Source organism: Serratia sp. KH_031 (genome assembly GCF_057839655.1).
Genome location: NZ_CM174496.1, coordinates 729,212 through 755,480 on the forward strand (window position 1 = coordinate 729,212; position 26,269 = coordinate 755,480).

Below are 26,269 nucleotides of genomic sequence, written 5' to 3' on the forward strand. Positions count from 1 at the left end.
GGAGGCATGATGATCAATATCGTTGTCGTTTCACACAGTGCGCTACTGGCGCAAGGGGTGCAAGAACTGGCGCAGCAGATGATGCGCGGCGATGGCTGTAAGTTGGCACTGGCAGCTGGCGTGGATGATACAGAATATCCGGTAGGTACTGATGCTATCAAAGTGATGGAGGCGATCGAATCAGTAGCGGACGGTAGTGGCATTGTGGTGCTGATGGATCTTGGCAGCGCTTTGCTGAGTGCGGAAACCGCGCTGGATCTGTTAGATCCGGCTATCGCCGCTAAAGTGAAACTCTGTGCCGCACCGCTGGTGGAAGGTACGTTGGCGGCAGTGGTGGCCGCTAATTCGGGGGCGTCTTTGGAGCAGGTATTGGTCGAAGCGCAGGGGGCATTACAGGCGAAGCAGGTACAGTTGGGAGACGTTAGCCCAGTCATGCAGCCGGCTGAATTACCCATCGCGCAAGGTAAAAGTGTCAGTTGGAAAGTGCAGAATCAACATGGTTTACACGCCCGTCCTGCGGCACGATTGGTGGAAACATTGGCCCCGTTTGCCGCCGAACTGGTGTTGGAAAAACAAGGGCAGTGCATCAATCCGCGCAACCTAAATCAACTGGCGATGTTGCAGGTGCGGCATGGCGATACCATTCGGTTGATCGCCAGCGGTATACAGGCCGATCAGGCATTGGCTGCGTTCAAGGTATTGGCAGAGCAACACTTTGGCGAAACCGTTTCGCAGCAGCAACAGCCTTCACTGCATGGTATTCCGGTCGAGGACAGCGTCAGTAGTGGGCCAGTGTTCCAAAGCCACAGTTATTGGCCGCAAATTACCGAGCGGAAAATCAGCCCCGACGAAGTGTTAGGCGAACAGCAACGGTTACGTGAGGCGTTGCAAAAGACTTCGGACGATCTGAATAAGTTGGCGGAACGTACGGCTTGCCTAATCGGAAAACCGCAGGCAGGGATCTTCAGTGCGCATAGCATGTTACTGGATGATCCGGATCTACAGCAGGCAGCCTATACCCGTATCGTCCAGCAGTTGTGTAGCGCCGAACAGGCATGGCGGCAGGAATTGGAAATCATTGCTGAAGATTACCGCTCGCTGGATGACGATTATCAGCGAGCGCGTGAACTGGATGTGCGCGATATACTGCGGCGAACTTTGACTCACCTGCAACAACAGACGATTCCGTCGATGGTGTTGGACGTTCCGTCGATTTTGGTGATGGATGAGCTGATGCCCTCTGACGTGGTGCAACTCGATCGTCGGATGGTGATCGGCATCTGTCTAAGTGGTGGTAATGCGTTATCCCATAGCGCGATCCTAGCGAAAGCGATGGGTATTCCGATGGTAGTGGGCATGAGAGATTGCCTGAGCAAAACTCATAACGGCCAGAAAGCGATGCTGGATGCAGCACGCGGTGTGTTGCAGTTAAGTCATTAATTCACCTGATTATAAATCTTTTCCTGTGGACGGTGAGTCAACAAAAAAAACGGGGCGCGGCTTGAGCCGAACCCCGTGATGATAAGAACATAGAAATCAGTTGCTACGACTGCTTGGTGTTGGCGTGTTGTCTTTGTAACCGTCAGCGTAAGCATCCTGAGCCGGATTCGGTGGAGCAATCACGTTTTGCGAGGTTGACGTTGGTTTACCCAAGGAGCCGTTCAACATCATTAAATCGTTTTGGTTCAACGTCCCAAGCGCATTTTTGATGTTCAGTTGGTTGATCAAATAGTTATAACGGGCGTCGGAAAGTTGTTGTTTGGCGTTATACAGTGTAGTGGTCGCATCCAACACATCAACGATGGTACGAGTCCCGACCTGATAACCGGCTTCCATCGCATCCAATGAGCTCTGAGCAGAAACAACCGCTTGTTTGTAAGCGTTGATGCTACTGATTGAGGCATTAACGTTATTGTAAGAGGAACGCACGGTTTGCACGACGCTACGATGCGCGCTTTCCAGTTGCTCACTAGCACCGACGAAGCCGTATTGCGCTTGTTGTACTTGCGAGTTAGTTTGCCCACCGTTGTACAGCGGCAAGTTGAAGCTCAGACCCACTTTGTTTTCGCCTGGATCGCTATCCGGCGTGATATTGCGTGAACCGCTGTAGTTGTTGTTGGAAACGCCAGTCGAAGCGCTGAAATCCACCGTTGGCATATAGCCAGTCTGGGCGGATTTGATTTGCTCACGTGCCAAATCTTGGCTCAGACGGGCAGAAAGCAAACTCAGGTTGCGCGCTTCGGCTTCTTTCAGCAGGTTGTTGACCGCTTCTGGACGCTGAGTTCTGAAGCTGTCGGTATTCAGTGAAGCCAATTCAGGGTAGAAAGTCCCCGTCACCTGACGCAGTTTTTCCAATGCGTTATCCAGGTTATTACGTGCGGTGACTTCGTCCGCCAGCACAGTATCGTAGCTGGAACGGGCATTTTGTACGTCGGTGATCGCCACCAGACCCACGTTAAAGCGTTGAGTGGTTTGATCCAAAGAACGATAAACCGCGTCTTTATGAGCCTGAGTATAAGAGAGCGAATCGATCGCGCGCAGCACGTTGAAATAGGCGGTTGCGGTGTCGAGGATTAGCAGCTGTTCGGCGGTCTGGAACGTCACGTCCGAAATACCGGCAGTTTTTTCCTGCAAGGTCAGCGCACGCCATTTAGACATGTCAAAAATAGTTTGCGTTAACGCCAATGAACCGCTAGTCGAGTTGCTGTTTGCGTCGCGGCTGTCGCGATAACCATTGGTATAGTTATAGCCCGCGGTCAAACCCAACTGTGGCAGTAATGGGCTGCGTGCTTCGTTGATTTTTTCAAATGCAGTGTCACGGTCAGCCGCGGATTTGCGCAGTTCCGGGTTACTTTCCCGAGCCTGTTGGTAAACCTGCATCAGGTTCTCTGCCTGGCTCATTGCACTGAAGCCACCGAGGCTCAGTCCGATAAGAAGGGGGAGCAGTTTCTTCATTTGCATTCCTTGTTGTGCAGCAATATTGCTATGTTAGCGCTGACGATAGACGAAATAGTTGCCGATTCTAGCAGAATCTGTGACCTGCATCAGGTGGCGGAATGTGCCATATGGCCTAACTTTTAACATTTTCGGCCTTGCTGTGTACAGGATGCGCACATGCCACCTGCTATTATGGCTGACAATCTATCACAAAGACGGAAAAGATAACTCGGTCGTTTCTGTCATTAAAACTGTTTATTTTATCGGCATAATCACACAGGAGAATTTGCTTATGAGTCGCTCGCAGCCGTCACCCGTTACTTTCGGCAAAAAGGATGTAGAAATTATTGCACGTGAGACGCTTTATCGTGGTTTTTTTTCACTCAATTTATACAAATTTCGTCACCGTTTGTTCAATGGTGAAATGAGTGAGGAGATAAATCGTGAAGTTTTTGAACGTGGGCATGCTGCTGTGTTGCTACCTTATGATCCGATACGTGATGAAGTGGTGCTGGTGGAGCAATTGCGTATCCCGGCTCTCGACAGCAGCGATTCGCCCTGGTTACTGGAAATGGTGGCAGGTATGATCGAAGTTGGCGAAAATGTTGAAGATGTCTGCCGTCGTGAAGCGGAAGAAGAAGCCGGTGTGGTGGTCGGGCGCTGTAAACCGGTACTGAGTTATTTGGCGAGCCCTGGTGGCACTAGCGAACGTTTGTCGATTATGGTGGGGGAAGTTGACGCCACGACGGCTGAAGGTATCCACGGATTGGAAGAAGAGAACGAAGATATCCGTGTCCATGTGGTGAGCCGTGAGCAGGCCTATCGCTGGGTTGAAGAAGGCGCGATAGATAACGCAGCCTCGGTGATTGCATTGCAGTGGCTGGCGCTGCACCATGAATCGCTTAGAAAAGAATGGAACAACTGATGAACAAACGCTATACCCCTGATTTCCCGGAAATGATGAGAGTGTGTGAAACTAACTTCGCACAATTGCGCCGTTTGCTACCGCGCAATGACGAAGTGGGTGAAACGGTGACTTATCAGGTGAATGGCGCTAACTATCGGCTGACGATTATTGAATCTACACGCTACACTTCGCTGGTGGAAATAGTGCAGACCTTCCCGGCGGTAAGCTACTGGAGCTTGCCGACTATGACGGTGCGGCTGTATCACGACGCGATGGTTGCGGAAGTGTGTTCAAGCCAGCAGATCTCCCGTTTTAAAGCGCGTTATGATTATCCGAATAAAAAGTTGCATCAACGTGACGAAAAGCATCAAATTAACCAGTTTCTTGCTGATTGGTTGCGCTACTGTTTAGCGCATGGGGCGATGGCGGTTCCGGTTTGTTAGACAGACTGAGATTATAAAGGATACCACTTGGAAAGCCTGTTTGAACTGTCCGTAGCGAGTGGGGCTGCGGTCAGGATCCTGCAAATAACCGATACCCACCTTTTTGCCGACCAAGAGAAGACCTTGCTCGGTATCAATACCCATCGCAGTTATCAGGCGGTGTTGGAGACCATTGCAGCCCAGCAACGCGAGTATGACCTGATTGTTGCCACAGGGGATCTCGCTCAAGATCAATCTCTGGCTGCGTATCAGCACTTCGCTGAAGGCATCGCTCAGTTACCAGCCCCTTGTGTCTGGTTACCGGGAAATCATGATTTCCAGCCCGCGATGTTTGATGCGTTGGAGAAAGCCAAAATCTCTCCTTCCAAACATGTGTTGCTCGGCGATCGTTGGCAGGTGATTTTACTGGATAGCCAAGTGTTTGGCGTACCGCACGGTGAATTGAGCGACTATCAGCTTGAATGGCTGGAGCGTTGTTTACTGGCCTATCCAGAACGCTATACCTTGCTGTTGTTGCATCATCACCCACTACCTTCTGGCTGTACTTGGTTGGATCAACATAGTCTGCGCAATCCGCATATGTTAGGTGAGGTGTTACAGCGCCATCCTAAAGTGAATACTTTGCTGTGTGGGCATATTCATCAGGAGTTGGATCTCGACTGGCAGGGGCGTCGTATACTGGCCACGCCATCAACTTGCGTACAGTTCAAGCCTCACTGCACCAATTTCACTATCGACGATGTTTCCCCCGGTTGGCGTTATCTCGATCTGCTGCCCGATGGCCGGATTGAAACCCAAGTTTATCGGTTGGAAAACGATGAGTTCCGCCCAGATATGGATTCAGAAGGTTATTAATGTTAACGCTACTCTATCTGCACGGTTTCAACAGTTCTCCACAGTCAGCCAAAGCGACAGCGTTCAAGGCGTGGTTGGCTGAACATCATCCTAGCATTGAGATGTTAGTGCCGCAGTTGCCTGCATTCCCGGCACAAGCGGCTGAGATGTTGGAAAACATGGTGATGGAGCGCGCCGGGCAGACACTCGGTTTAGTCGGTTCCTCATTAGGCGGCTATTATGCTACTTGGCTATCGCAATGTTTCGCACTGCCGGCCGTGGTGGTGAACCCAGCCGTGAAACCCTATGAGCTGCTGATCGACTATCTTGGGCAAAACGAGAACCCCTACACCGGTCAACAATATGTGTTAGAGTCTCGGCACGTTTACGATCTGAAAGTAATGCAGATCGATCCTCTGGAGTCGCCAGATTTAATCTGGTTGCTGCAACAGACGGGTGATGAAGTGCTCGATTACGGCCAGGCAGTGGCGTATTACACCGATTGTCGGCAGACGGTGGAGTCAGGTGGAAACCATGCCTTCGTCGGTTTTGAGCACTATTTTCCCCAGATTGTGGATTTCTTAGGGCTGAACGCGGTCTGATCTGGCGTTGGCGGCACCTTCCTTTAACCACGAAAAAATAATCAACGATGACTCAATCCAGCTATAACGCTGATGCCATTGAAGTACTCAGCGGTCTAGAACCAGTGCGCCGTCGTCCAGGTATGTATACCGACACGACTCGCCCCAATCACCTCGGCCAAGAGGTGATCGATAACAGCGTCGATGAAGCATTGGCAGGCCATGCCAAGCGCATCGATGTGATCCTGCACGCCGATCAGTCGTTAGAAGTGATTGACGATGGCCGTGGTATGCCGGTGGATATTCACCCGGAAGAAGGCGTCCCCGCGGTTGAGCTGATCCTGTGTCGTTTGCACGCGGGCGGTAAATTCTCGAACAAAAACTATCAGTTCTCCGGCGGCTTACACGGCGTTGGCATCTCGGTAGTGAACGCTTTGTCCAAACGGGTAGAAGTTAACGTGCGCCGTGACGGCAACGTTTACAGCATCGCGTTTGAGAACGGCGATAAAGTGCAAGATTTGACGGTGACCGGCACTTGCGGCAAACGCAATACCGGAACCAGCGTGCATTTCTGGCCGGACGAGCAATTCTTCGACAGCCCACGTTTTTCGGTTTCACGCCTGACGCATCTGCTGAAAGCCAAAGCGGTGCTGTGCCCCGGCGTTGAGATCTACTTCATCGACAAGCTGAACAACACCGAACAGCGTTGGTGTTATCAGGACGGTTTGACCGATTACCTGATGGAAGCGGTCAACGGCTTGATCACGCTGCCCGAAGCGGCGTTTGTCGGTAATTTTGCTGGTGACACCGAAGCGGTAGATTGGGCATTGCTGTGGCTACCAGAAGGCGGTGAGCTGCTGACTGAAAGCTACGTTAACCTGATCCCCACCATGCAGGGCGGTACGCACGTCAACGGTTTACGCCAAGGCTTGTTGGACGCAATGCGTGATTTCTGTGAATACCGCAATATCCTGCCGCGCGGCGTGAAGCTTTCCGCCGAAGATATTTGGGATCGCTGCGCTTACGTGCTGTCGGTCAAAATGCAAGATCCGCAATTTGCCGGGCAAACCAAAGAGCGTTTGTCGTCGCGTCAGTGCGCGGCCTTTGTTTCCGGCGTAGTGAAAGATGCCTTTAGCCTGTGGCTGAACCAGAACGTGCAGGCGGCTGAACAACTGGCTGAACTGGCGATCTCCAGTGCTCAACGTCGTCTACGCGCGGCGAAGAAAGTGGTGCGTAAAAAACTGACCAGCGGCCCGGCGTTGCCCGGTAAACTGGCGGATTGCACCTCGCAGGATCTGAACATGACCGAACTGTTCCTAGTGGAAGGGGACTCGGCAGGCGGTTCAGCCAAACAGGCACGCGACCGTGAATATCAAGCGATCATGCCGCTAAAAGGTAAGATCCTGAATACCTGGGAAGTTTCTTCCGACGAAGTCTTGGCCTCGCAAGAAGTGCATGATATTTCCGTCGCTATCGGTATCGATCCCGACAGCGAAGATCTCAGCCAACTGCGTTACGGCAAAATCTGTATTCTCGCGGATGCGGATTCCGATGGTCTGCATATTGCCACGCTGCTGTGCGCGCTGTTCGTGCGTCACTTCCGCTCGTTGGTGAAAGGCGGTCATGTGTATGTTGCCATGCCTCCGCTGTACCGTATCGATCTGGGCAAAGAAGTCTATTACGCCTTGGACGAAGAAGAGAAAGCCGGTGTGCTGGATCAGTTGAAACGCAAAAAGGGTAAACCGAACGTCCAACGCTTTAAAGGGCTGGGTGAAATGAACCCACTGCAACTACGCGAAACCACGCTCGATCCAAATACCCGCCGTTTGGTGCAGTTGACAATCAACGATGAGAACGTCGATCAGACCATGGCTATGATGGACATGTTGCTGGCGAAGAAACGTTCTGAAGATCGCCGCAATTGGCTGCAAGATAAAGGCGATATGGCGGAGTTGTCGGTGTAGCTATCGATTTCAAAACCAGTGATTTCAAAACCAGTGATTTCAAAACCAGTGGCTAGATAGCCTGTAATTTGAGCAAGGATGCTCATGTAATATCGACTCCAACATGTAGCATCCATTGCTCACCTCTCAAAAAACATTTTTCGCTTTCCTGTCATAAATCCGCTGGTGGGAAAGTAAACCTATTTGAATCCATCCTTGAATCTCCATTCTGCCTACCAGCAGGATGCTATTTGTCATGTTAATTCAATCTATTATGTTGCCATTTTTTGTCTAGTACCTCACACAACTGCAATCGAATGCATTAGCAGAATCGATTTAGCATTATGGCTTCGCGGTCACCACTTGGCCGCCACGTTACAGATAATACTGTGGCGTTTATCGCTCCTACCGCCGTCGTTCCCGGCATGGGGGAGCACATAAAATAAAATGAGGCACTAACATGAAAAACGCATCCTATAAACCAACTCTATGGACTCGCGCTGATGCGCTGAAAGTTAACGAAAACGACCCAACCACGACGCAGCCTTTGGTACGCGCCGATTTTCCGGTCATGAGCGATACCGTCTTTATCTGGGACACCATGCCGCTACGTTCATTGGATGGCACGGTTGTGTCGGTCAATGGCTGGTCGGTTATTCTCACCCTGACTGCTGATCGTCATCCGCATGACCCGCAATACATTGATGGTAACGGCAACTACGACATCAAACGTGATTGGGAAGATCGTCACGGTCGTGCGCGGATGTGTTACTGGTATTCACGTACTGGTAAGGATTGGATCTTCGGCGGCCGTGTGATGGCTGAAGGCGTTTCGCCGACCACCCGCGAGTGGGCTGGTACACCTATTTTGCTGAACAATGCTGGTGACATTGACTTGTATTACACCTGTGTTACTCCCGGGGCCACTATTGCTAAGGTGCGTGGTCGTATCGAAACGTCTGAAGACGGCGTCAAGCTGCTGGACTTCAATGAGGTGAAACCGTTGTTCGAAGCTGACGGTGTCTATTACCAGACTGAAGCCCAGAATGCCTTCTGGAATTTCCGTGACCCGAGCCCGTTCATTGATCCGAAGGATGGCCGCTTGTATATGGTGTTTGAAGGCAACGTGGCTGGCGATCGCGGTTCCCACATTGTCGGCCCGGACGAGTTGGGGGCTATACCGCCTGGTCACGAAGAGGTTGGTGGTGCTCGTTTCCAGGTCGGTTGCATCGGCCTGGCTGTGGCTAAGGATCTCAATGGCGATGAGTGGGAGATCTTGCCTCCTCTGGTCACTGCGGTTGGGGTGAATGACCAGACTGAGCGCCCACACTATGTGTTCCAAGACGAGAAGTACTACTTGTTTACCATCAGCCATAAATTTACCTATGCTGATGGGCTGACTGGACCTGATGGGGTGTATGGTTTCGTCAGTGAGAAACTTACCGGGCCGTATCGTCCGATGAATGCTTCCGGTCTGGTGCTAGGTAACCCGCCTGAGCAACCGTTCCAGACGTATTCACACTGTGTGATGCCTAATGGCTTGGTTACCTCATTCATTGATAGCGTGCCAACCGAAGGCCAAGACTACCGGATTGGTGGCACCGAAGCACCGACGGTGCGTATTGTTCTGGACGGTGATCGTTCATTTGTGCGTGAGGAATATGACTACGGTTATATCCCTGCGATGCAGGACATTATTCTGAAGTCTACATCGCTGATTTAATCGTTCACGAATGATTAAATCTGTACTACCGGCTCGCCAGAGCCGGTTTTTACCTTAACATCCCACAGAAGTCATAGCTGACACATTTCAGCTTTAAGCTAGATATGAATCACGAACAGAACTTTTATTTTTCATTTGTTACACAAGAAATGCGACTTTCATTATAAATAACCCGTTTCCCCTCCTGTTTTTAGCAAGAAAGTGACCCATTTCACATTCGAATTTCCAGCATATAGCTACTTTTTTAGGTATTAGCTAAAACCTTTCAGCTAACTAAGAGGACATAATAATGCAATCACGGCTCGCTTTATCAATCGCTATCTCTTTGATTTCATGCTCTGTTGGTGCACAGACCATTGTGTTGACTGATAGTGAAAAAGGTATTGAAAAAGGCAATTGGCAGATTGACAGCCAAAAGCTGAACATCTCTGGGAATTCCTTCAGCTTGCAACAGCAGGTGTTGCATGGCGGTAAGCAGGAAGGCTCGAAGGTCATCACGCTGACCAGCAACGGCCTGACTATTACCCTCAGTCCGTCCCGAGGGATGGATATTTTGCAGGTGAATGGCTCGGGTGTCCGCCTAGGCTGGGATTCCCCAGTAACGGAGGTAGTTAACCCGAGTTATATCAACCTCGACAGTCGTAACGGTTTGGGGTGGCTGGATGGTTTCAATGAAATGATGGTTCGTTGTGGGTTTGAATGGACAGGGCATCCGGGAGTTGAAAACGGCACCTTGTATACTCTCCATGGTCGGGCGGGTAATACCCCTGCGTCCAAGGTCGTCGTAGAAATTGATGAAAAAGCGCCTTATGAAGTGCGTATTCGCGGGCTTTTGAAAGAAAACACCTTCAAGAAAAGTAATCTGGAAACCTGGACCGAGCTGCGTTATGTTCCGGGTACTCAAACATTCACTATTCATGATCGGCTGACCAACCGTGCTGATTATCCACGCGATTATCAAATCATTTACCACAGCAACTTCGGTAAACCTTTGTTGGAAGAAGGGGCGGTGTTCAGTGCGCCGGTCAAGGAAATCTCACCGTTCAATGATTATGCCAAGTCTGGCTTGAAAAGCTGGCAACGTTATCAAGGCCCGACCAAAGGCTTTGATGAGATGGTGTTTAATATCGTGCCATATGCAGACGCTGAGGGGAAAACATTGGCGATGCTCAATAACAAACAGGGCGATCGCGGCGTGGCGATAGGGTTTGATACTCGGCAGCTACCGCTACTAACATTGTGGAAAAACACCGACACGGAACGTCAGGGTTATGTTACCGGTATTGAGCCCGGCACCAACTACGCCTATCCAGTGAAAATAGAAAGGGAGCAGGGGCGTATCAAACAGCTTCAGCCAGGCCAAAGCACCGATTTTGAACTCACATACACGCTGCTTAAGGATGCTGAACAGGTGAAGACTTACCACCAAAAAATCGAGGCTCTGCAAGGCAAGCGTGAGACTCGACTGATTGATAAGCCAATCGCGGTAGAATAAGACTTGTTTCACTAACTCGATTAAATGACCCTTAGGCGGTTTACCGGTAATGTAAACCGCCATTGTCGGTTTGAGTATCCCATATGAAAATCACCTTCGAAGAATTGCAGGCTTTTACCGCGGTGGTGGATTGCGCCTCTGTCACTGCTGCCGCAGAACAGCTCGGCCAAACCACGTCTGGTATCAGTCGGGCGCTGAGTCGTTTAGAGAAAAAACTCGATACCATCCTGCTACGCCGCACCACTCGCCGTTTAGAACTGACCGAAGAAGGGCAATGTTTTCTGGTTTATGCGCGAGAAATTATCAGCTCGGTAGAGAATGCCGAAGAGCAAATGGCGTTGCGCCGCCAGATCCCGGTCGGGCGATTGCGGGTTAATACTGCGGCTCCCTTTATGGAACATGTGATCGTGCCGTTGGTCGCAGGCTTTCGCCGCCAATATCCTCAGGTTGAACTGGCGCTGAATACCGACAATCACTTTATCGACCTTTTAGAAAAGCGCACTGACATTGCCATTCGCATCGGCGCATTGAAGGATTCTGCGTTGCAATCCCGTCGGCTTGGCTCCAGCCAAGTACGAATTCTTGCCAGCCCGGAATACATCGCTCGTTTTGGCGCGCCGAAGACGGTGGAAGAACTGTGTCAGCATAGTCTGTTGGGATTCACTCAACCGGAATCGTTGAACCAGTGGCCGTTGCGTTATCAGCACTTAGAACACTTTATGATTACGCCGACTCTTTCCGCCTCGAGCGGTGAAACGCTGCGGCAATTGGCGTTGCGTGGGCAGGGGATTGTGCGGTTGTCAGATTTTATGACTCGCGCCGATCAACTGAGTGGGCGACTGGTTCCACTATTGGAACAGCAAACGCTGGATGTACGAATGCCGATCCACGCGGTCTATCACCGTAATACTCAACTGGCAGCGCGTATTACCTGCTTTCTGGATTATGTCAGCGCGCATATCAACGCGCAGACATTGTAGGTATCGTTGTTGTTAGGCAAAAACTTCCGCTAAATGCGTACGATAACGCGCAATGTCGGCCTCGATAGCCGGTTGTTTGATAACGTCATTACTGATAAAGGTCGGTAAGGCTTCCATCCCCAAGAACTGGTTGGCCTTATGGAAATGCAGATAAACACCGTCCACACCCACGCCTTCGAAGAACTGGTTTGGATCGGTAAAGGCTTCCAATGGTGCGTTCCAAGTTAGGCTGAGCATATATTTTTTGCCCTGAATCAGACCGCCAGAACCATACTTGTGGTTGGCATCAGAACGGGTACGACCGTCGCTGGCGTACAGTTTGCCGTGTCCTTCGGTGAAGACTTCATCGATGTATTTTTTCAAGATCCAAGGTTCACCCATCCACCAACCCGGCATCTGATAAATGACCGCATCGGCCCACAGGTATTTTTCGATTTCGGCTTCGATATCGTAACCATCGTCAACTACTGTGACTTGGACGTCGTGCTTACCGTCGCGCAGGAAACTTTCGGCGACATCGCTCATGGTTTGGTTCAAACGGCCATGCGAATGACTAAACTGTTTTTTGGCATTAATAATTAGGATATTGCTCATCGGATACGCTCTCGAAAAATCAGGTTATTGAGGCAGAGTGTAATCCTTCGCGTGATGTGGAAAAATGTGAACAAACGCACAACAGTGTTGACTAAAAATCAATAAAGGCTGGGGTGAGTGGCGAGAAAGCTCATAAATTTGCCATTGCATTCAGGCGATCAATGCAGCAACTGTGACAGCTACCCTGCAGATGAGTTACTATCGCGGGCAGAATCGACAAGCCATTTGTGGGCATCCGACCCTGTTGTCAGGGAACGCCAAGCCACGGTCTGAGGATATTTGAGTAATGAGTGACCTGACTCAAGACGGTGTAGAGCGTTTACCGCTACACACCTTCACTGAAAACGCCTATCTGAACTACTCCATGTACGTCATCATGGATCGTGCGTTGCCCTATATTGGTGACGGTCTCAAGCCAGTACAGCGTCGTATCATCTACGCGATGTCTGAACTGGGGCTGAGTAACAACGCTAAATTCAAGAAATCTGCCCGTACCGTGGGTGACGTGTTGGGTAAATACCATCCGCACGGTGACAGCGCCTGTTATGAAGCTATGGTGCTGATGGCGCAGCCATTCTCCTATCGTTATCCGTTGGTTGACGGTCAAGGGAACTGGGGGGCGCCGGACGATCCGAAGTCGTTTGCAGCGATGCGTTACACCGAGTCACGTCTGTCCAAATATGCCGAAGTGCTGCTGGCCGAACTGGGGCAGGGTACCGTGGATTGGGTGCCAAACTTTGACGGCACCATGCAGGAGCCGAAGATGTTGCCGGCGCGCCTGCCAAACATCTTGCTGAACGGTACCACCGGTATCGCCGTCGGTATGGCGACCGATATTCCTCCGCACAACGTGCGTGAAGTGGCCGCTGCTGCAGTGGCGATGATCGACAAACCGGGTGCCTCGCTCGACTCTCTGTTGGAGTTCGTTCAAGGGCCTGATTATCCAACCGAAGCTGAAATCATCACCCCGCGTGACGAGATCCGTAAGATCTACCAAAACGGTCGCGGTTCGGTACGGATGCGTGCGATCTGGAAGAAAGAAGACGGTAGTGCGGTGATCACCGCTTTGCCGCATCAGGTTTCTGGTGCCAAAGTGCTGGAACAAATTGCCAGCCAAATGCGCGCCAAAAAGCTGCCGATGGTGGAAGATCTACGCGACGAGTCGGATCATGAAAACCCAACGCGTTTGGTGATCGTGCCGCGCTCTAACCGTATCGATCTGGAGCAGGTGATGAATCACTTGTTTGCCACCACCGATCTGGAACGCAGCTACCGCATCAACATGAACATGATTGGTCTGGATAACCGTCCGCAAGTGAAAGGGCTGGTCGAGATCATCACCGAGTGGTTGGCTTTCCGCCGTGATACGGTGCGTCGTCGCCTGAATTACCGCTTAGAAAAAGTATTGAAACGCCTGCATATCCTCGAAGGTTTGTTGGTGGCATTCCTCAATATTGATGAAGTAATCCACATCATCCGCAGCGAAGATGAGCCGAAGCCGGTGCTGATGCAGCGCTTTGGCATCACCGATACGCAGGCGGAAGCGATCCTCGAACTGAAACTACGCCATTTGGCGAAGTTGGAAGAGTTCAAGATCCGCGGTGAGCAGGACGAACTGGCGAAAGAGCGCGATCAGCTACAAGCGCTGCTGGCTTCTGAGCGCAAGCTGAACAACTTGATTAAGAAAGAAATTCAGGCCGATGCGTTGGCGTATGGCGATGACCGTCGTTCACCGCTGACCGAGCGTGAAGAAGCCAAAGCGATGAGCGAACACGATTTCGTGCCTTCCGAGCCGGTGACTATCGTACTGTCGGAAATGGGCTGGGTGCGTAGCGCCAAAGGCCACGACATCGATCCCAGCGGATTGAGCTACAAAGCGGGTGACAGCTACCGCGCCGCCGCGCGTGGTAAGAGCAATCAGCCAGTGGTGTTTATCGATTCCACCGGTCGCAGTTATGCGCTTGACCCAATGACGTTACCTTCCGCACGTGGGCAAGGCGAGCCGTTAACTGGCAAATTGACGCCACCGCCGGGAGCGACTATTGAGCAAGTGTTGATGGCTTCCGACGAGCAGAAACTGCTGATGGCTTCGGATGCTGGTTATGGCTTCGTTTGTACCTTCAACGATCTGGTGGCGCGTAACCGAGCTGGTAAAGTGATGATCACTCTGCCGGATAACGCCAAAGCGTTACCGCCGATGGAGATCCACAGTGACGACGACATGTTGCTGTCGATCACCGTGGCGGGACGGATGCTGATGTTCCCAGTGGCGGATCTGCCGCAGTTATCGAAAGGCAAAGGTAACAAGATTGTCTCTATCCCGGCGGCGCAGGCCGCTTCGGGTGAAGACAAACTGGCTTGGCTGTTTGTGTTGCCACCGCAGACATCACTGACGCTGCACGTGGGCAAACGCAAACTGACGCTGCGTCCTGAAGATTTGCAGAAATTCCGCGCTGAACGTGGGCGCAAAGGCACGTTGTTACCACGTGGCTTGCAACGTATCGATCGCGTTGAGCTAGATTTGCCACAACGTGCTTCGGCAGGTGATAGCGAAGAGTAAGCTGCTATCCCCACTTCCATCGGAGGTGGGGATATTGGCAACGGTTATTTTCAAATAGTTAACATTTCCTGCATAAATTTATTGTATGGATCGCTGGCTGGCAGGAAAATAGCGAAAAAATAGTGACAGTTATTTTGCCAATGGAAGTAGCGTAATTTCGATTTATCTTCGGGTATGGCTACGTTGGCTGTGTGTGCTAATAGAGGTTGTTATGTTATTTATTCTGCGTGCCATTTTTGTGATTTTGTTTTGTATTCTGGTGTGCATTTTCGGTTCTATCTATTGTTTATTCAGCCCACGCGATCCGCGCCACGTGGCCACTTTCGGTCATTTATTTGGTCGTTTGTCCACGATTTTTGGCTTGAAGGTTGAAGTTCGCGTTCCAGCGGATGCAGCTAAAAACGGTAACTGCATTTATATTGCCAACCACCAAAACAACTACGACATGGTGACGGTTTCCAATATCGTGCAACCGCGTACTGTTACCGTCGGTAAGAAAAGTTTGGCCTTCGTTCCTTTCTTCGGCACCTTATATTGGTTGGCCGGTAACTTGCTGATTGACCGGGATAATCGCGCTAAAGCGCACGGGACTATCGCGCAAGTGGTTGAGCAATTTAAGAAGCGAGATATCTCAATCTGGATGTTTCCGGAAGGTACGCGCAGCCGTGGTCGTGGCCTGATGCCATTTAAAACCGGCGCGTTTCACGCTGCTATTGCCGCAGGCGTACCGATTGTGCCGATCTGCGTTTCCAATACTCACGATAAAGTGAAACTCAATCGCTGGCACAACGGCCATGTGATTGTGGAAATGATGGCACCAGTAGATACCAGCAATTACAGCAAAGAAAACGTGCGCGCACTAGCCAGCCATTGCCACGAATTGATGCAAGCCAAAATTGCACAATTAGATGAAGAAGTCGCCCAACGTGAGGCGGCAGACAAAAAACATTAAACAGTATTCATATTGTTAACGCCCAGGATCTTGTATCAAGGTTCTGGGCTTTTGCACACAGTTTAGCTTTTGTTTTCATGGAGAAAATATGTCACTCAGTCGACGTCAGTTCATTCAGGCATCGGGCATTGCGCTGTGCGCTGGAGCCATGCCGCTGAGGGCTGAGGCGAGCGGAGCGCCAACCCCGTTACCGGTTCCCCCGTTGTTGGAGTCGCATCGTGGTCAGCCGCTGTTTTTGACCATGCAGCGTGCGCATTGGGCGTTTATGGCCGATCGCAAAGCTTCCGTTTGGGGCATCAATGGCATGTATCTTGGGCCTACGGTGCGAGTGTATAACGGCGACGACGTTAAACTGATTTACAGCAACCGTCTGTCAGAACCGGTGGCGATGACCATCAGTGGTTTGCAGGTACCGGGAACCTTGATGGGCGGTGCGGCGCGCATGATGTCGCCGGGCGTCGACTGGTCGCCAGTACTGCCGATCCGTCAGGCGGCTACTACTTGTTGGTATCACGCCAATACGCCAAATCGCATGGCGCCTCATGTTTATAACGGTTTGGCCGGGTTGTGGTTGGTGGAGGATGAGATCAGTAAAAATCTGCCATTGCCAAACCATTACGGTGTTGATGATTTCCCTCTGATTATTCAGGACAAACGCCTCGATAACTTCGGCTCGCCAGAATACGATCCGCCAGCAGACGGTGGTTTCGTTGGCGATACCTTGCTGGTCAACGGCGTACAAAGTCCGTTTGTTGAAGTTTCCCGCGGCTGGGTGCGTTTGCGCCTACTCAATGCGTCTAACTCACGCCGTTATACGCTGCAACTGAGCGATGGCCGCCCATTGAACGTAATCGCGAGCGATCAAGGCTTCTTGCCGGTACCGGTGGCGGTGCAACAGCTTTCGCTGGCGCCGGGTGAGCGTCGTGAAGTGTTGATCGATATGTCGAAAGGCGAAGAGGTGACGATTACCGCCGGAGCGGCTGCGGGCATTATGGATCGCCTGCGCGGCCTGTTCGAACCCTCTAGCATCTTGATTTCCACTCAGGTACTAACCTTGCGTCCGACGGGCTTATTGCCGTTGGTCACGGATAATTTGCCGATGCGTCTGCTTGCGGATCAACAGCTTGAAGGTATGGCTAGCCGTTCGCGTGAATTCCGTTTGGGTGACAAGCTACCGGGGATTAATGGTGCGGTTTGGGATATGAATCGTACCGATGTCCCTACCTCGCAGGGCACTTGGGAACGTTGGACGATCCACGCCGATATGCCGCAGGCTTTCCACATTCAGGGCGTTCAGTTCTTGGTGAAAAACGTCAACGGTGCGCAGCCAATGGCGGAAGACCGAGGTTGGAAGGATACAGTGTGGGTCGACGGTAGCGTTGAATTACTGGTGTACTTCACCCAACCGTCATCTGAGCATTTCCCCTTTATGTACTACAGCCAAACGCTGGAGATGGCCGATCGCGGCTCTGCCGGTCAATTGGTGGTACAACCGGCACCCTAATTAGGACGGCGTTCTTAACATCTGTAGGAACGCCTGTACCAAGGGTGTGGCGCTATCGGCATGATAAATCGCATATAAATCTGCTGATGGCGCATCCTTCAAGGGACAAAAACGCACACCCGGCCACGGGATCTGCCCGTAGCTGTTGGGCAGCAGCGTAACGCCATATCCCTCTGCGACCAGCGCCATCAAGGTTTGTGGTTCATTAACCTGATAGGCAATATCTGGAATAAACCCTTGTTGTACGCAGATATTATGCAGGTACAACCCGATGCTGGCCTCTTTGCGCGGCAACACGATAAATTTCTCATTTCGCAGTGCGGCGAGCGGAACGGGGTCTTGTTGTGTGAGTGGATGATCTTGCGGTACGACCAGTGCGATGTTCTCCCGCTCTAACATTTCGCACTGTAACCCGGAGGGGATATGACCCTTGGCTTCGCGCCAGACACCAATATCGATATGTCTCTTTTGCAGTGCGATGATCTGCTGATCAGGAGCAATTTCGTTCAACGCCCAAGTGACATTTTCTGTTTGATTGGTGAAGCGTTTTAACGCTGGAATCAATCCGCCCCAAACCGAAGTCCCGACGATGCCGATCACCATATGCCCAGCTTCACCACGACCCAATTGTTGCACCTGATTCAGCGCATTGCCTGCCTGTTCCAACAACCTTTCCACGTTCTGAAATAGCGTGCGCCCGGCTAAGGTCAGAGTGATCGAGCGAGTGGTTCGTTTAAACAACTCAACACCTAACTGGCTCTCTAACTCTTTGATATGTTTGCTGAGCGGTGGCTGAGAGATGTTGAGCCGCCGCGCCGCTTGGGTGAAACTCATCTCTTCTGCCAGTACGCGAAAGTAATGCAACAAACGAAAGTTGATGCGACTGGGATCGGGCAGCGATGATTTCATGTTTTTTTGTCCTTTGTGATGTAGCTCTAATTATGACGTATTTATTCTGAAATGGAATAAATTAGCAGTGAAGAATGTATTGGTCGTCATTGCACCTCGCTCTCTACTATTGGGGAATATTTCACCTCCCTATAAAAGAGAATATTATGTTTAATCAAGAAGATGCTTTTTCCTGTGCTGAAATTCTACGCGCCAAACTACCCGGTTTTCAGCCACGTGCGGCATTGATTTTAGGTTCTGGCTTGGGTGCACTGGCCGAAGTCATGACCGACACCGTCACCATTGACTACACCGAACTGCCGGGCTTCCCAGTCAGCAGCGTGGTGGGGCATGCTGGGCAGTTGGTTGCTGGTCGTTTGGAAGGTGTCCCCGTACTGTGCATGAAAGGTCGTGGACATTTCTACGAAGGCAAAGGTATGCAGGTGATGACCACTGCAGTGCGTGCCTTCAAACTGATGGGCTGTGAGTTCCTGCTGGCAACCAATGCTGCGGGTTCACTGCGCAAATCGGTGGCACCGGGTCGTTTGGTGGCATTGACCGATCACATTAACTTCATGCCTGAATCTCCACTGGTTGGGCCTAATGACGAACGCTTCGGCCCACGTTTCTTCAGCTTGGCCAATGCCTACGACCGCGACCTACGTGAGCAATTAGCGAAGGTAGCGCAAAGCGCAGATATTCCATTGGCAGAAGGGGTATTTGCCGCTTACACCGGGCCAAACTTCGAAACTCCCGCTGAAATCCGCATGATGCAAACGTTGGGTTGCGATGTGGTGGGGATGTCGATCGTGCCGGAAGTGTTGTCTGCACGTCACTGTGGCCTGAAAGTGTTGGCAGTATCCGCTATGACTAACTATGCGGAAGGTCTGTCTGATACGCCACTGTCTCACGAACAAACTCTGAGCTGTGCAGCCTTGGCCGCAGACGATTTTATGCGCCTGATCCGTGAGTTCTTCAAAACTCTCTAATCAATAGCTATGCGGCAGAGTGTCGGGCTCTGCCGCCCGAATCATCGCTTAATCAAAATAATAAGGTGATGTCGATGGCAATAAAAACAAGATTGAAAGTGATGATCTTTCTCCAGTTTTTTATCTGGGGTGCGTGGTTAGTCACACTAGGTTCTTATATGATCAACACCCTGCATTTCAGCGGGGCGCAAGTGGGTATGGTTTACAGTGCTAAAGGTGTGGCTTCACTGATCATGCCAAGTCTGGCGGGGATTATTGCTGACCGTTGGATGCGAGCTAACTATCTGTATGGTTTATGTCATTTGCTGGGCGCTGGGGCGTTATATTACGCCGCACAGGTCGATCAGCCGATGGTGATGTTCTGGGTCATGCTGTTTAATGCCATGGTCTATATGCCAACGATGGCGCTATCTAACGCGATTTCCTATTTCTGCCTGGAAAAAAATGGCCATGACACGGTGAAAGATTTCCCACCGGTGCGCGTCTATGGCACCGTCGGTTTTATCGCCGCCATGTGGTTTGTCAGTTTCAGCCATATCGAATTGAGCAACATGCAACTGTACTTGGCTTCGGCGGTGTCACTGGCGTTAGCGGTGTACTCGCTGACCTTACCGCAGTGCCCAACCAGCAACGTTAAAAAATCACAAAGCTGGGTGAGCATGTTGGGGTTGGATGCCTTTGCCTTGTTCAAGCAAAAACGTATGGCGATATTCTTCCTGTTCGCCATGTTATTGGGCGCGGCGCTGCAAATTACTAATACTTTCGGCAACCCGTTCCTGCATGATTTTGCGCGTAACCCGTTGTATCAGGACAGCCTGAGCGTGCGTTACCCTTCGGTGCTGCTGTCACTGTCGCAAATTTCTGAAGTGTTCTTCATCCTCACCATTCCGTTCTTCCTGCGTAAATACGGCATCAAACAGGTGATGCTGATCAGCATGATCGCTTGGACACTGCGTTTCCTGTTCTTGGCCTATGGCACTCCGGCAGGATTCGGCTTCCTGTTGTTATTGCTTTCGATGATTGTGTACGGCTGTGCGTTTGATTTCTTCAATATCTCGGGTGCGATATTTGTCGAGAAAGAAACCGATCACAGTATCCGTGCCAGCGCCCAAGGTTTGTTTATGACCATGGTGAACGGTGTGGGAGCCTATGTCGGGGCGATTGTCAGTGGCGAGGTAGTGGATTATTTCACCGTCAATGGCGTGAAGGATTGGCAAAGTATCTGGCTGATATTCGCATTGTACACGTTGATATTAGCGGTGATATTCGCCGTGACCTTCAAATACAAGCATCGTCCAGAAGATGAGGTAGGTGTGTTACAGCGAGGGCATTGATCACCAGTGATAGATGTGGGCACTGGGTGCCCACATCAACAAATGAGTGAACCCTTAATATTTGATATCACGTGCTTTTTCTCTGCCTTCTTGCTTGCTGCTACGTTTGTCCTGACGGCAATCGTTGTTGCTTTTATCATTGCTAGTTATACAGTCACGTTTTTCGGTGCGCGAATCTTGGCGGGTATCCTGTCTGGTATCACGTGCGACTCGGCGTTCCTGCCCTTGTTGAGTTGCCTGTGCAACGTTATTAACCACACCGCTAGTGATTAATATTCCAGTGAAAATAATCTGGAAAACCGCGAGCCTTTTATTCATCAAACCACCTCAATCACATTTTAGAGAATAGGATAATGTGCTCGGTGAGTTCACACCGAACACAAAACTCTAATAGCTTACCCTTGTTCTTTATTGAACGACTAGGACTGGATAATTCAAAAATAAACTAGGCACATCGTTCACTACAAGAAAATGTATAAATATGCTATACCCAAAATAATTCGAGTTGCATCCGGTACCAACTAATTCGTGATTCACATTTGTTAGCCACCTCGAAACAACTTGAATGATCTTGCGTCTGAAATATCTAATGTGAAGGCAATACTGACATAACCATTAGTTTGTTAAGGGTTCATTTGATCTTTCATGTGAAAATCTGTTGATTTTTGGGTAATCAAAATACATTTCAATGAAGATTATCTTAACTATTGTGTGGTTTTTAGGCTGCATGTTAGTTGTATAAAGAACCAAATTCACGATTTCCATGATTATATCTCTTTGTTTTATATTTATATATTCATGAAGTGAGTATTATCAATGATAAGTAACATAATATTATATGCATTACTCTATTGTTGATTGAAAACTGAACTATATTTTACTCTCCATTCATAAGGATGGGTTATTGGAGTGACTATCATGAATAAGACTTTGATTCTGACGATTTTTGCTTTGAGCATGACATCATTTTCTGGTTTTTCTGCTACGGTGACATGCCCAAAACCAGAAAGTATTGCGGCAACTAAACAAGAGGAAGACAGTGATAAAGTGATGAGTATGGTTTATTGCTCTCCCTCAGAAGCAAGTTGCACATGGAAAGGGTTTGATCCGATGGCAGAAAAGGGGAGTAAAGTGACAACACTTCTGAATGCTGGTGAAAAACCGACAGAAAATAATGGATTAACCTATTGTGATTATAAGTTAGAGTCTGGCGATCAAATAAGAATGACGCTAGTTAAATAATATTATTTTCTAACATGATTAGCACTGGCGCATAAACGCCAATGCTTTGTTAATATTCAAACATCAGGGAAGCGCTCTTGCAGTTGCTGCCAATCAGGCGCACCAGCGGCACCGGTGCTGGCGACGACACAGGCGGCGACGCGGTTGGCGAGTGAGACCGCTTGCGGTAGCGGCCAACCGGCGGATAACCCCGCGAGCAAACCCGCGCAGTGGGCATCACCCGCACCGATGGTGTCGACCACATCAACCGGATATACCGGAACATGCAGCGGTGGTGTTTGACCATCGCAGATCCAAGCGCCATCGCGATCCAACCGACAAATCAAGCTGATGTTATGGGCGGCGGCAAAGCGTTGAGCGGCGTCTACGGCATCGCCTTCTCCGCACAGTTGTGCAACTTCATCGCGGTTGAGCGTCAGTAGCGTATGGCTGTCGCTGAGCATGGCGAAGAACTCGCTACTCAACTGATTTACGCGCGGACCGGGATCGATCAGTCGCCATTGATCGAACGGCAGGCGAGTGATCCATTCGCACAATGCTTCCCCTGATTCACCTACTAGCTCATACCCATTGGCATAGACGATGGTTTCCGGCTCCAGCGGTAAGGTGGCTAGTTGCTGTTTATTCCACTGCGCTTCACAGCCAGTGACGGTGACAAAAGTGCGTTCACCGTTAGGCTCGACTAAAGCCAGACACCAACCGTTATCCATCTGGCCGTGACGCAGCAATACTGGCAGATTGAGCTCGTTCATGGCGGCTTCTATTGCCGTGCCCCAGTCGCCATTACCTACTGGCATACCGTTGATCACCGGGACTTCTAAGCGCCGCAGCGCACGTGCCACGTTAAAGGCACAGCCGCCGATTTGCCGCGCTTGTGGCACGGCTTCGATATCTTCACCGCTACGGGGCAGATGCGGCAGCGTCAGCACGATATCGCCGACAGCACCACCCAGTACCAGCACTGGATTGATTGCTAAAAATTCACTCATTTACGTATTCTCAGGTACAGACCGTAGGCTGCCAAGCTAACCAGAAAAGAAACGAACAACCCCAAGCTGGAGTCAGCAAACAAGCCTTTTGCCAGTGGGCCGTCGATAAAGCCGGTTTTTGTGACCAGCAAACCGCACAGCGCGCCCAAGAACCAGCAGAACAGAGGGCCTTTGCGTACGCCGCGATTTTGGCCGTGGAGGCCATACAACGCATTGCCATCATAGCCATGATGACGGCGCAACTTAGCATAATCGAGGATGAAAATCGCTTCCCAGGCTGCGAGGAAGACCCCGCAGAACACCAAGAAGGAGATAAACGGCCCCATAAAGTCGCCGGAAATGAACAACACATAGATAGCGACACCGAGCATCACCACCGCATCGATGGATACCGCTAACGTCTGTTTGACCTTTACGCCGATGGTTAACAAATTCAGGCTGGCAGAGTACAAACTGAGTACCGCGATGGTGACGATCCCGGCGGTTGCCGCTAACAGATAAGGAATTGCCATCCATTTAGGCAACACGGAACCAATCAGCGCTATTGGGTTGGCGGCGCTGGCGAGATCTGGCAACTGTACCGAAAGCAAAATGCCGGTGAACATTAACAAAATCAGCGGCAAACAGGCTCCACCGACCACGGCGGCAAAAATGCTTTTATCTGAAGATTTAGGGCTCTGATAACGGCTGTAATCCGCGCCGGCAATCGCCCAACTGATGCCAGTACCCGCCGCGATGACTGAAACTGCAGGTAAGAAACCGGTCAGCCAACTACCGGAAGGCAGCGCTAAAACCTGATGCCATTCCGTATTGAAAACGATATACAGCACCACAATCAGCGTCATGGTGCCGAAGATGCGGCTGAACCAGCTTTGCATCCACACCACGGTGTTCTGGCCTAGCAGGCTGACCCCGATGGTCAGGCCGCCAAATAGCAGCAAACTCAAAGCGGTCAGCAGATGGCTGTCACCAAAGCCGATGGCCTGAAACAGCGCCGCTAACGTCAGGGTGCCGGTGATGACGTTCACCGCCTCCCAGCCCATTAGGTTGATCCAACTGAAAGTGGTTGGGGCGATATTGCCCTTCAAACCAAAAATCACCCGCGATAAAGTCAACGTTGAGGTGCGGCCTCGTTTACCGGCAAAGCTGGTGTACCCCACTAGCGCGAAGCTAGCGACGCCCACCAAAGCGGCGAGGATCGATTGGATAAACGATAGACCAAAAGCGACGATGATCGCCCCATACACCACGCCGAGGATGCCTATATTGGCTGCTGACCACACCCAAAATAACTCGATGGGCTTGGCGGTCTGCTCGGCATCAGGTACGCGGTCGATACCGGTACTCTCGGCTTTCCATGTCTCACTGCGGCTGATTTCACTCATGATGGCTTATTCCTGATTGCGCAGCGCCCATAAAGCCGCCGCGTATGGCTGAAAGTCAATCTGATTGGCTTGGTTGATAGTTTCAATCCATGCCACCGGAAATGCGTCAATGCCGCGCAGTGCGCCACAAATGGCCGTCGCCATAGCGCCAATAGTATCGGTATCCCCACCCAGATTCGCCGCCAGAATGGCACAACGCTGAGGATCGGTTTCTGCCAATTCCACCAGAGCAAAGGCCATCGGGATCGACTCGATGTTATCCATCCCGGCCCCGATGCTGTGATACAACTCGGCGAGCGCATCGGCCGTCGGCAAGTGGCGGATAGTGCCGGTAAATTCTAACGCCATAACAATACGGCGACTGAGTGATGGGCTGAAGGTGGTGACCTGCTGCTGTTGAACTTGCTCGATTAAAGCCGGCAGTTCCTGCTTAATCGCCGTCCACTCTGCGCCGTCAATCGCGCGGCTGACTGCCCAAGCGATGGCAAAAGCTCCGGCAACGGCGATATCCGACTTATGTGTTGGGCTACAAGCCAAGCGTACCGCTTCGATAAACGCGGGCTGATCTTGCGTCGAGAATAGGCAACCCAATGGAGCCACACGCATCGCTGCGCCGTTGGTCACGCCATTCGCTGGGATCTCCGCCACTGGCGTACCGGCTCGCACAGCTAATAGTGCGGCTTTGGAGGTTGGGCCGAGAATATTTTTGTTAAAGGCATCCGTACGTTCTGCCCATAACATGATGTGATGGGCAATACGTTCGGGTTCGACATGCCCGTTAGCCGCCAGCAGCGCATCCATCAGCGCCACCGCCTGTTGGGTATCGTCGGTATATTCCCCGGCGATGAACCCTACAGCGGCGATATTTTCTTCAGGACCTGGCAGGAACTGGTCTATCCAGCCAAAATAATGGCGTACTTGTTGTAATGGCCAGAGTTCGGAAGGCATCCCCATCGCATCGCCAACTGCTTGCCCGTAGAGCGCGCCCAGTATGGCTTGGTGGGGTTTTATTCTATTTTTCATGGATATTCCCTGGTGTTGGCTGCTGATCTAAAAAACATCAACATGGAGACATTACGTACAATGTAGATCCAATTAAAGTCCAATATGCGAAAAATGTGAAGCCAATCTAACTCCATTGCCTTTCTCTACCACGGAGGGAGAAATTAAGGTAAAAGCGGACGATAAAGAATAACAAGAGGTCGGGTTTGATGAACGATTTTACACTCTGGTTGCGCCAGCAGGTGGCGCAGGCGATCGCGGCTCCCCGTTATATTCAATTGGCGACGGCTGTCGAAATTGCCATCAAGCAGCGGGTATTGGCGGTAGGCGATTTTTTACCCCCGGAACGCTTGATGGCTGAGGCGTTGGATTTATCGCGCGTTACCGTCAGTAAGGCGATGAAATTACTGGAGGATAAGTCGTTAATTTCGCGCCAGCAGGGCGTCGGCACCCGTGTCGCCATGCACATTGGTTATTCGTTGAATCAGGAACAGGGTTTTACCGCACAGATGCTGCGAAATGGCAGCACGGTCAGTAACCAGTGGTTGTTGCGTACCAAAATGACCGCTCCAGCGCATGTTGCCAAGGCATTGCAACTGAGTGGCAGTAATCAAGTGGTCAAACTGCGCCGTTTACGTTTGATGGATGGCAGCCCGGTATCGCTGGAAACCACTTATATCCCACCGTGTTTCCTGCCCGATCCTGAACAGCTAGAACATTCACTGTATGCGTTGTGGCAAACACGCGGCATCGTACCGGAAGGTAAGCATTTCTTGTTGAAAGCCGTTTCCTGTAGCGAAGAAACTGCCAGCTTGCTGAACGTCAGCAGTGGTACGCCGTTGCTGCGCGTTGTGCAGACCAGCCGTAATGCCGCAGGCGCAGTGTTAGAATTCAGTGAAACCTTATGTCGCAGTGATGTATACGAGTTTGAAGTAAATAGTTAAGGGAAATCTGAGAAATATTCATGCTCTTTTAGTGGGGAGTGCG

23 protein-coding genes are annotated in these 26,269 nt (G+C 50.9%); 16 read left to right on the top strand and 7 right to left on the bottom strand.

The window, feature by feature from the left end:
* The first annotated feature begins 9 nt into the window (after positions 1–9).
* Positions 10–1,440 (top strand): dihydroxyacetone kinase phosphoryl donor subunit DhaM, encoded by a 1,431-nt coding sequence (dhaM, locus tag AC3ISQ_RS03240; RefSeq protein ID WP_489353108.1) that lies wholly within the window; start codon positions 10–12, stop codon positions 1,438–1,440.
* A 96-nt stretch (positions 1,441–1,536) separates the two neighbouring features.
* Here dhaM and tolC read toward each other — a convergent pair whose 3' ends face one another.
* Positions 1,537–2,955 (bottom strand): outer membrane channel protein TolC, encoded by a 1,419-nt coding sequence (gene tolC / locus AC3ISQ_RS03245; protein ID WP_489350541.1) that lies wholly within the window; start codon positions 2,953–2,955, stop codon positions 1,537–1,539.
* 274 nt (positions 2,956–3,229) lie between these two features.
* Between tolC and nudF the strand changes: the two genes are divergently transcribed.
* The 8 genes from nudF to AC3ISQ_RS03285 all read left to right on the top strand — a co-directional run bounded on the left by nudF (position 3,230) and on the right by AC3ISQ_RS03285 (position 11,843).
* Positions 3,230–3,862 carry an ADP-ribose diphosphatase gene (gene nudF / locus AC3ISQ_RS03250; protein WP_489350542.1) on the top strand — a complete coding sequence of 211 codons (633 nt, stop codon included), beginning with the start codon at positions 3,230–3,232 and terminating at the stop codon, positions 3,860–3,862.
* The gene (locus AC3ISQ_RS03255) at positions 3,862–4,287 is read left to right on the top strand and encodes a DUF1249 family protein (RefSeq protein ID WP_489350543.1); all 426 of its coding nucleotides are present in this window, start codon (positions 3,862–3,864) and stop codon (positions 4,285–4,287) included. Before nudF ends, AC3ISQ_RS03255 begins: the two co-directional genes overlap by 1 nt.
* Before the next feature lie 27 nt (positions 4,288–4,314).
* Entirely contained in the window at positions 4,315–5,142 is an 828-nt protein-coding gene (cpdA, locus tag AC3ISQ_RS03260) for a 3',5'-cyclic-AMP phosphodiesterase (protein WP_489350544.1), read from the top strand.
* A complete protein-coding gene (gene yqiA / locus AC3ISQ_RS03265) occupies positions 5,142–5,723 on the top strand; it encodes an esterase YqiA (RefSeq protein WP_489350545.1) in 582 nt (193 codons plus the stop codon). Before cpdA ends, yqiA begins: the two co-directional genes overlap by 1 nt.
* A 47-nt stretch (positions 5,724–5,770) precedes the next feature.
* Positions 5,771–7,666 (top strand): DNA topoisomerase IV subunit B, encoded by a 1,896-nt coding sequence (gene parE / locus AC3ISQ_RS03270; RefSeq protein WP_489350546.1) that lies wholly within the window; start codon positions 5,771–5,773, stop codon positions 7,664–7,666.
* A gap of 439 nt (positions 7,667–8,105) precedes the next feature.
* Positions 8,106–9,368 (top strand): glycoside hydrolase family 68 protein, encoded by a 1,263-nt coding sequence (locus tag AC3ISQ_RS03275; RefSeq protein ID WP_489350547.1) that lies wholly within the window; start codon positions 8,106–8,108, stop codon positions 9,366–9,368.
* A gap of 289 nt (positions 9,369–9,657) precedes the next feature.
* Positions 9,658–10,863, top strand: a complete 1,206-nt coding sequence (locus AC3ISQ_RS03280; RefSeq protein ID WP_489350548.1) for an aldose 1-epimerase family protein — start codon at positions 9,658–9,660, stop codon at positions 10,861–10,863.
* Positions 10,864–10,946: 83 nt separating this feature from the next.
* The gene (locus AC3ISQ_RS03285; RefSeq protein WP_489350549.1) at positions 10,947–11,843 is read left to right on the top strand and encodes a LysR substrate-binding domain-containing protein; all 897 of its coding nucleotides are present in this window, start codon (positions 10,947–10,949) and stop codon (positions 11,841–11,843) included.
* 12 nt (positions 11,844–11,855) lie between these two features.
* Here the strand turns inward: AC3ISQ_RS03285 and AC3ISQ_RS03290 are convergent, their stop codons facing one another.
* Entirely contained in the window at positions 11,856–12,437 is a 582-nt protein-coding gene (locus AC3ISQ_RS03290) for an NAD(P)H-dependent oxidoreductase (protein ID WP_489350550.1), read from the bottom strand.
* Between the two features lie 286 nt (positions 12,438–12,723).
* Between AC3ISQ_RS03290 and parC the strand changes: the two genes are divergently transcribed.
* From parC to ftsP, 3 genes are all read left to right on the top strand, one after another.
* A complete protein-coding gene (gene parC / locus AC3ISQ_RS03295; protein ID WP_489350551.1) occupies positions 12,724–14,997 on the top strand; it encodes a DNA topoisomerase IV subunit A in 2,274 nt (757 codons plus the stop codon).
* A 211-nt stretch (positions 14,998–15,208) separates the two neighbouring features.
* Positions 15,209–15,949 (top strand): 1-acylglycerol-3-phosphate O-acyltransferase, encoded by a 741-nt coding sequence (locus AC3ISQ_RS03300; RefSeq protein ID WP_489350552.1) that lies wholly within the window; start codon positions 15,209–15,211, stop codon positions 15,947–15,949.
* Positions 15,950–16,037: 88 nt separating this feature from the next.
* Positions 16,038–17,453 carry a cell division protein FtsP gene (gene ftsP / locus AC3ISQ_RS03305; protein ID WP_489350553.1) on the top strand — a complete coding sequence of 472 codons (1,416 nt, stop codon included), beginning with the start codon at positions 16,038–16,040 and terminating at the stop codon, positions 17,451–17,453.
* Here ftsP and AC3ISQ_RS03310 read toward each other — a convergent pair whose 3' ends face one another.
* Complete coding sequence (locus tag AC3ISQ_RS03310) at positions 17,454–18,362, bottom strand: LysR family transcriptional regulator (RefSeq protein WP_489350554.1); 909 nt, start codon at positions 18,360–18,362, stop codon at positions 17,454–17,456.
* Positions 18,363–18,508: 146 nt separating this feature from the next.
* Here AC3ISQ_RS03310 and xapA point away from each other — a divergent pair, with 146 nt between their 5' ends.
* Together xapA and AC3ISQ_RS03320 are read left to right on the top strand one after the other, a co-directional pair.
* Complete coding sequence (gene xapA, locus AC3ISQ_RS03315) at positions 18,509–19,330, top strand: xanthosine phosphorylase (protein WP_489350555.1); 822 nt, start codon at positions 18,509–18,511, stop codon at positions 19,328–19,330.
* Between the two features lie 74 nt (positions 19,331–19,404).
* Positions 19,405–20,664 (top strand): nucleoside permease, encoded by a 1,260-nt coding sequence (locus AC3ISQ_RS03320; protein WP_489350556.1) that lies wholly within the window; start codon positions 19,405–19,407, stop codon positions 20,662–20,664.
* Positions 20,665–20,718: 54 nt separating this feature from the next.
* Here the strand turns inward: AC3ISQ_RS03320 and AC3ISQ_RS03325 are convergent, their stop codons facing one another.
* The gene (locus AC3ISQ_RS03325; RefSeq protein WP_489350557.1) at positions 20,719–20,982 is read right to left on the bottom strand and encodes a hypothetical protein; all 264 of its coding nucleotides are present in this window, start codon (positions 20,980–20,982) and stop codon (positions 20,719–20,721) included.
* Positions 20,983–21,582: 600 nt separating this feature from the next.
* On the opposite strand from AC3ISQ_RS03325, the gene AC3ISQ_RS03330 reads away from it, so the two are divergent.
* Positions 21,583–21,906 (top strand): hypothetical protein, encoded by a 324-nt coding sequence (locus AC3ISQ_RS03330; RefSeq protein WP_489350558.1) that lies wholly within the window; start codon positions 21,583–21,585, stop codon positions 21,904–21,906.
* A gap of 56 nt (positions 21,907–21,962) precedes the next feature.
* On the opposite strand, the gene AC3ISQ_RS03335 is transcribed toward AC3ISQ_RS03330, so the two are convergent.
* From AC3ISQ_RS03335 to AC3ISQ_RS03345, 3 genes are read right to left on the bottom strand one after another with little or no spacing between them, the layout of a single operon-like run.
* Positions 21,963–22,895 (bottom strand): PfkB family carbohydrate kinase, encoded by a 933-nt coding sequence (locus AC3ISQ_RS03335; RefSeq protein ID WP_489350559.1) that lies wholly within the window; start codon positions 22,893–22,895, stop codon positions 21,963–21,965.
* Positions 22,892–24,280 carry a purine-cytosine permease family protein gene (locus tag AC3ISQ_RS03340; RefSeq protein ID WP_489350560.1) on the bottom strand — a complete coding sequence of 463 codons (1,389 nt, stop codon included), beginning with the start codon at positions 24,278–24,280 and terminating at the stop codon, positions 22,892–22,894. The genes AC3ISQ_RS03335 and AC3ISQ_RS03340 overlap by 4 nt, the downstream gene beginning before the upstream one ends.
* A gap of 6 nt (positions 24,281–24,286) precedes the next feature.
* Positions 24,287–25,303, bottom strand: a complete 1,017-nt coding sequence (locus AC3ISQ_RS03345) for an ADP-ribosylglycohydrolase family protein (protein WP_489350561.1) — start codon at positions 25,301–25,303, stop codon at positions 24,287–24,289.
* 188 nt (positions 25,304–25,491) lie between these two features.
* Between AC3ISQ_RS03345 and AC3ISQ_RS03350 the strand changes: the two genes are divergently transcribed.
* On the top strand, positions 25,492–26,226 hold the full coding sequence (locus AC3ISQ_RS03350; protein WP_489350562.1) for a GntR family transcriptional regulator: 735 nt from the start codon (positions 25,492–25,494) through the stop codon (positions 26,224–26,226).
* Positions 26,227–26,269 lie beyond the last annotated feature (43 nt).

Excerpts from the sequence above, each read along its gene's own strand:
- dhaM (WP_489353108.1), top strand. The coding sequence starts at position 10 with ATGATCAATATCGTTGTCGTTTCACACAGTGCGCTACTGGCGCAAGGG.
- tolC (WP_489350541.1), bottom strand. The coding sequence starts at position 2,955 with ATGAAGAAACTGCTCCCCCTTCTTATCGGACTGAGCCTCGGTGGCTTC.
- nudF (WP_489350542.1), top strand. The coding sequence starts at position 3,230 with ATGAGTCGCTCGCAGCCGTCACCCGTTACTTTCGGCAAAAAGGATGTA.
- AC3ISQ_RS03255 (WP_489350543.1), top strand. The coding sequence starts at position 3,862 with ATGAACAAACGCTATACCCCTGATTTCCCGGAAATGATGAGAGTGTGT.
- yqiA (WP_489350545.1), top strand. The coding sequence starts at position 5,142 with ATGTTAACGCTACTCTATCTGCACGGTTTCAACAGTTCTCCACAGTCA.
- parE (WP_489350546.1), top strand. The coding sequence starts at position 5,771 with ATGACTCAATCCAGCTATAACGCTGATGCCATTGAAGTACTCAGCGGT.
- AC3ISQ_RS03275 (WP_489350547.1), top strand. The coding sequence starts at position 8,106 with ATGAAAAACGCATCCTATAAACCAACTCTATGGACTCGCGCTGATGCG.
- AC3ISQ_RS03280 (WP_489350548.1), top strand. The coding sequence starts at position 9,658 with ATGCAATCACGGCTCGCTTTATCAATCGCTATCTCTTTGATTTCATGC.
- AC3ISQ_RS03285 (WP_489350549.1), top strand. The coding sequence starts at position 10,947 with ATGAAAATCACCTTCGAAGAATTGCAGGCTTTTACCGCGGTGGTGGAT.
- AC3ISQ_RS03290 (WP_489350550.1), bottom strand. The coding sequence starts at position 12,437 with ATGAGCAATATCCTAATTATTAATGCCAAAAAACAGTTTAGTCATTCG.
- parC (WP_489350551.1), top strand. The coding sequence starts at position 12,724 with ATGAGTGACCTGACTCAAGACGGTGTAGAGCGTTTACCGCTACACACC.
- AC3ISQ_RS03300 (WP_489350552.1), top strand. The coding sequence starts at position 15,209 with ATGTTATTTATTCTGCGTGCCATTTTTGTGATTTTGTTTTGTATTCTG.
- ftsP (WP_489350553.1), top strand. The coding sequence starts at position 16,038 with ATGTCACTCAGTCGACGTCAGTTCATTCAGGCATCGGGCATTGCGCTG.
- AC3ISQ_RS03310 (WP_489350554.1), bottom strand. The coding sequence starts at position 18,362 with ATGAAATCATCGCTGCCCGATCCCAGTCGCATCAACTTTCGTTTGTTG.
- xapA (WP_489350555.1), top strand. The coding sequence starts at position 18,509 with ATGTTTAATCAAGAAGATGCTTTTTCCTGTGCTGAAATTCTACGCGCC.
- AC3ISQ_RS03320 (WP_489350556.1), top strand. The coding sequence starts at position 19,405 with ATGGCAATAAAAACAAGATTGAAAGTGATGATCTTTCTCCAGTTTTTT.
- AC3ISQ_RS03325 (WP_489350557.1), bottom strand. The coding sequence starts at position 20,982 with ATGAATAAAAGGCTCGCGGTTTTCCAGATTATTTTCACTGGAATATTA.
- AC3ISQ_RS03330 (WP_489350558.1), top strand. The coding sequence starts at position 21,583 with ATGAATAAGACTTTGATTCTGACGATTTTTGCTTTGAGCATGACATCA.
- AC3ISQ_RS03335 (WP_489350559.1), bottom strand. The coding sequence starts at position 22,895 with ATGAGTGAATTTTTAGCAATCAATCCAGTGCTGGTACTGGGTGGTGCT.
- AC3ISQ_RS03340 (WP_489350560.1), bottom strand. The coding sequence starts at position 24,280 with ATGAGTGAAATCAGCCGCAGTGAGACATGGAAAGCCGAGAGTACCGGT.
- AC3ISQ_RS03345 (WP_489350561.1), bottom strand. The coding sequence starts at position 25,303 with ATGAAAAATAGAATAAAACCCCACCAAGCCATACTGGGCGCGCTCTAC.
- AC3ISQ_RS03350 (WP_489350562.1), top strand. The coding sequence starts at position 25,492 with ATGAACGATTTTACACTCTGGTTGCGCCAGCAGGTGGCGCAGGCGATC.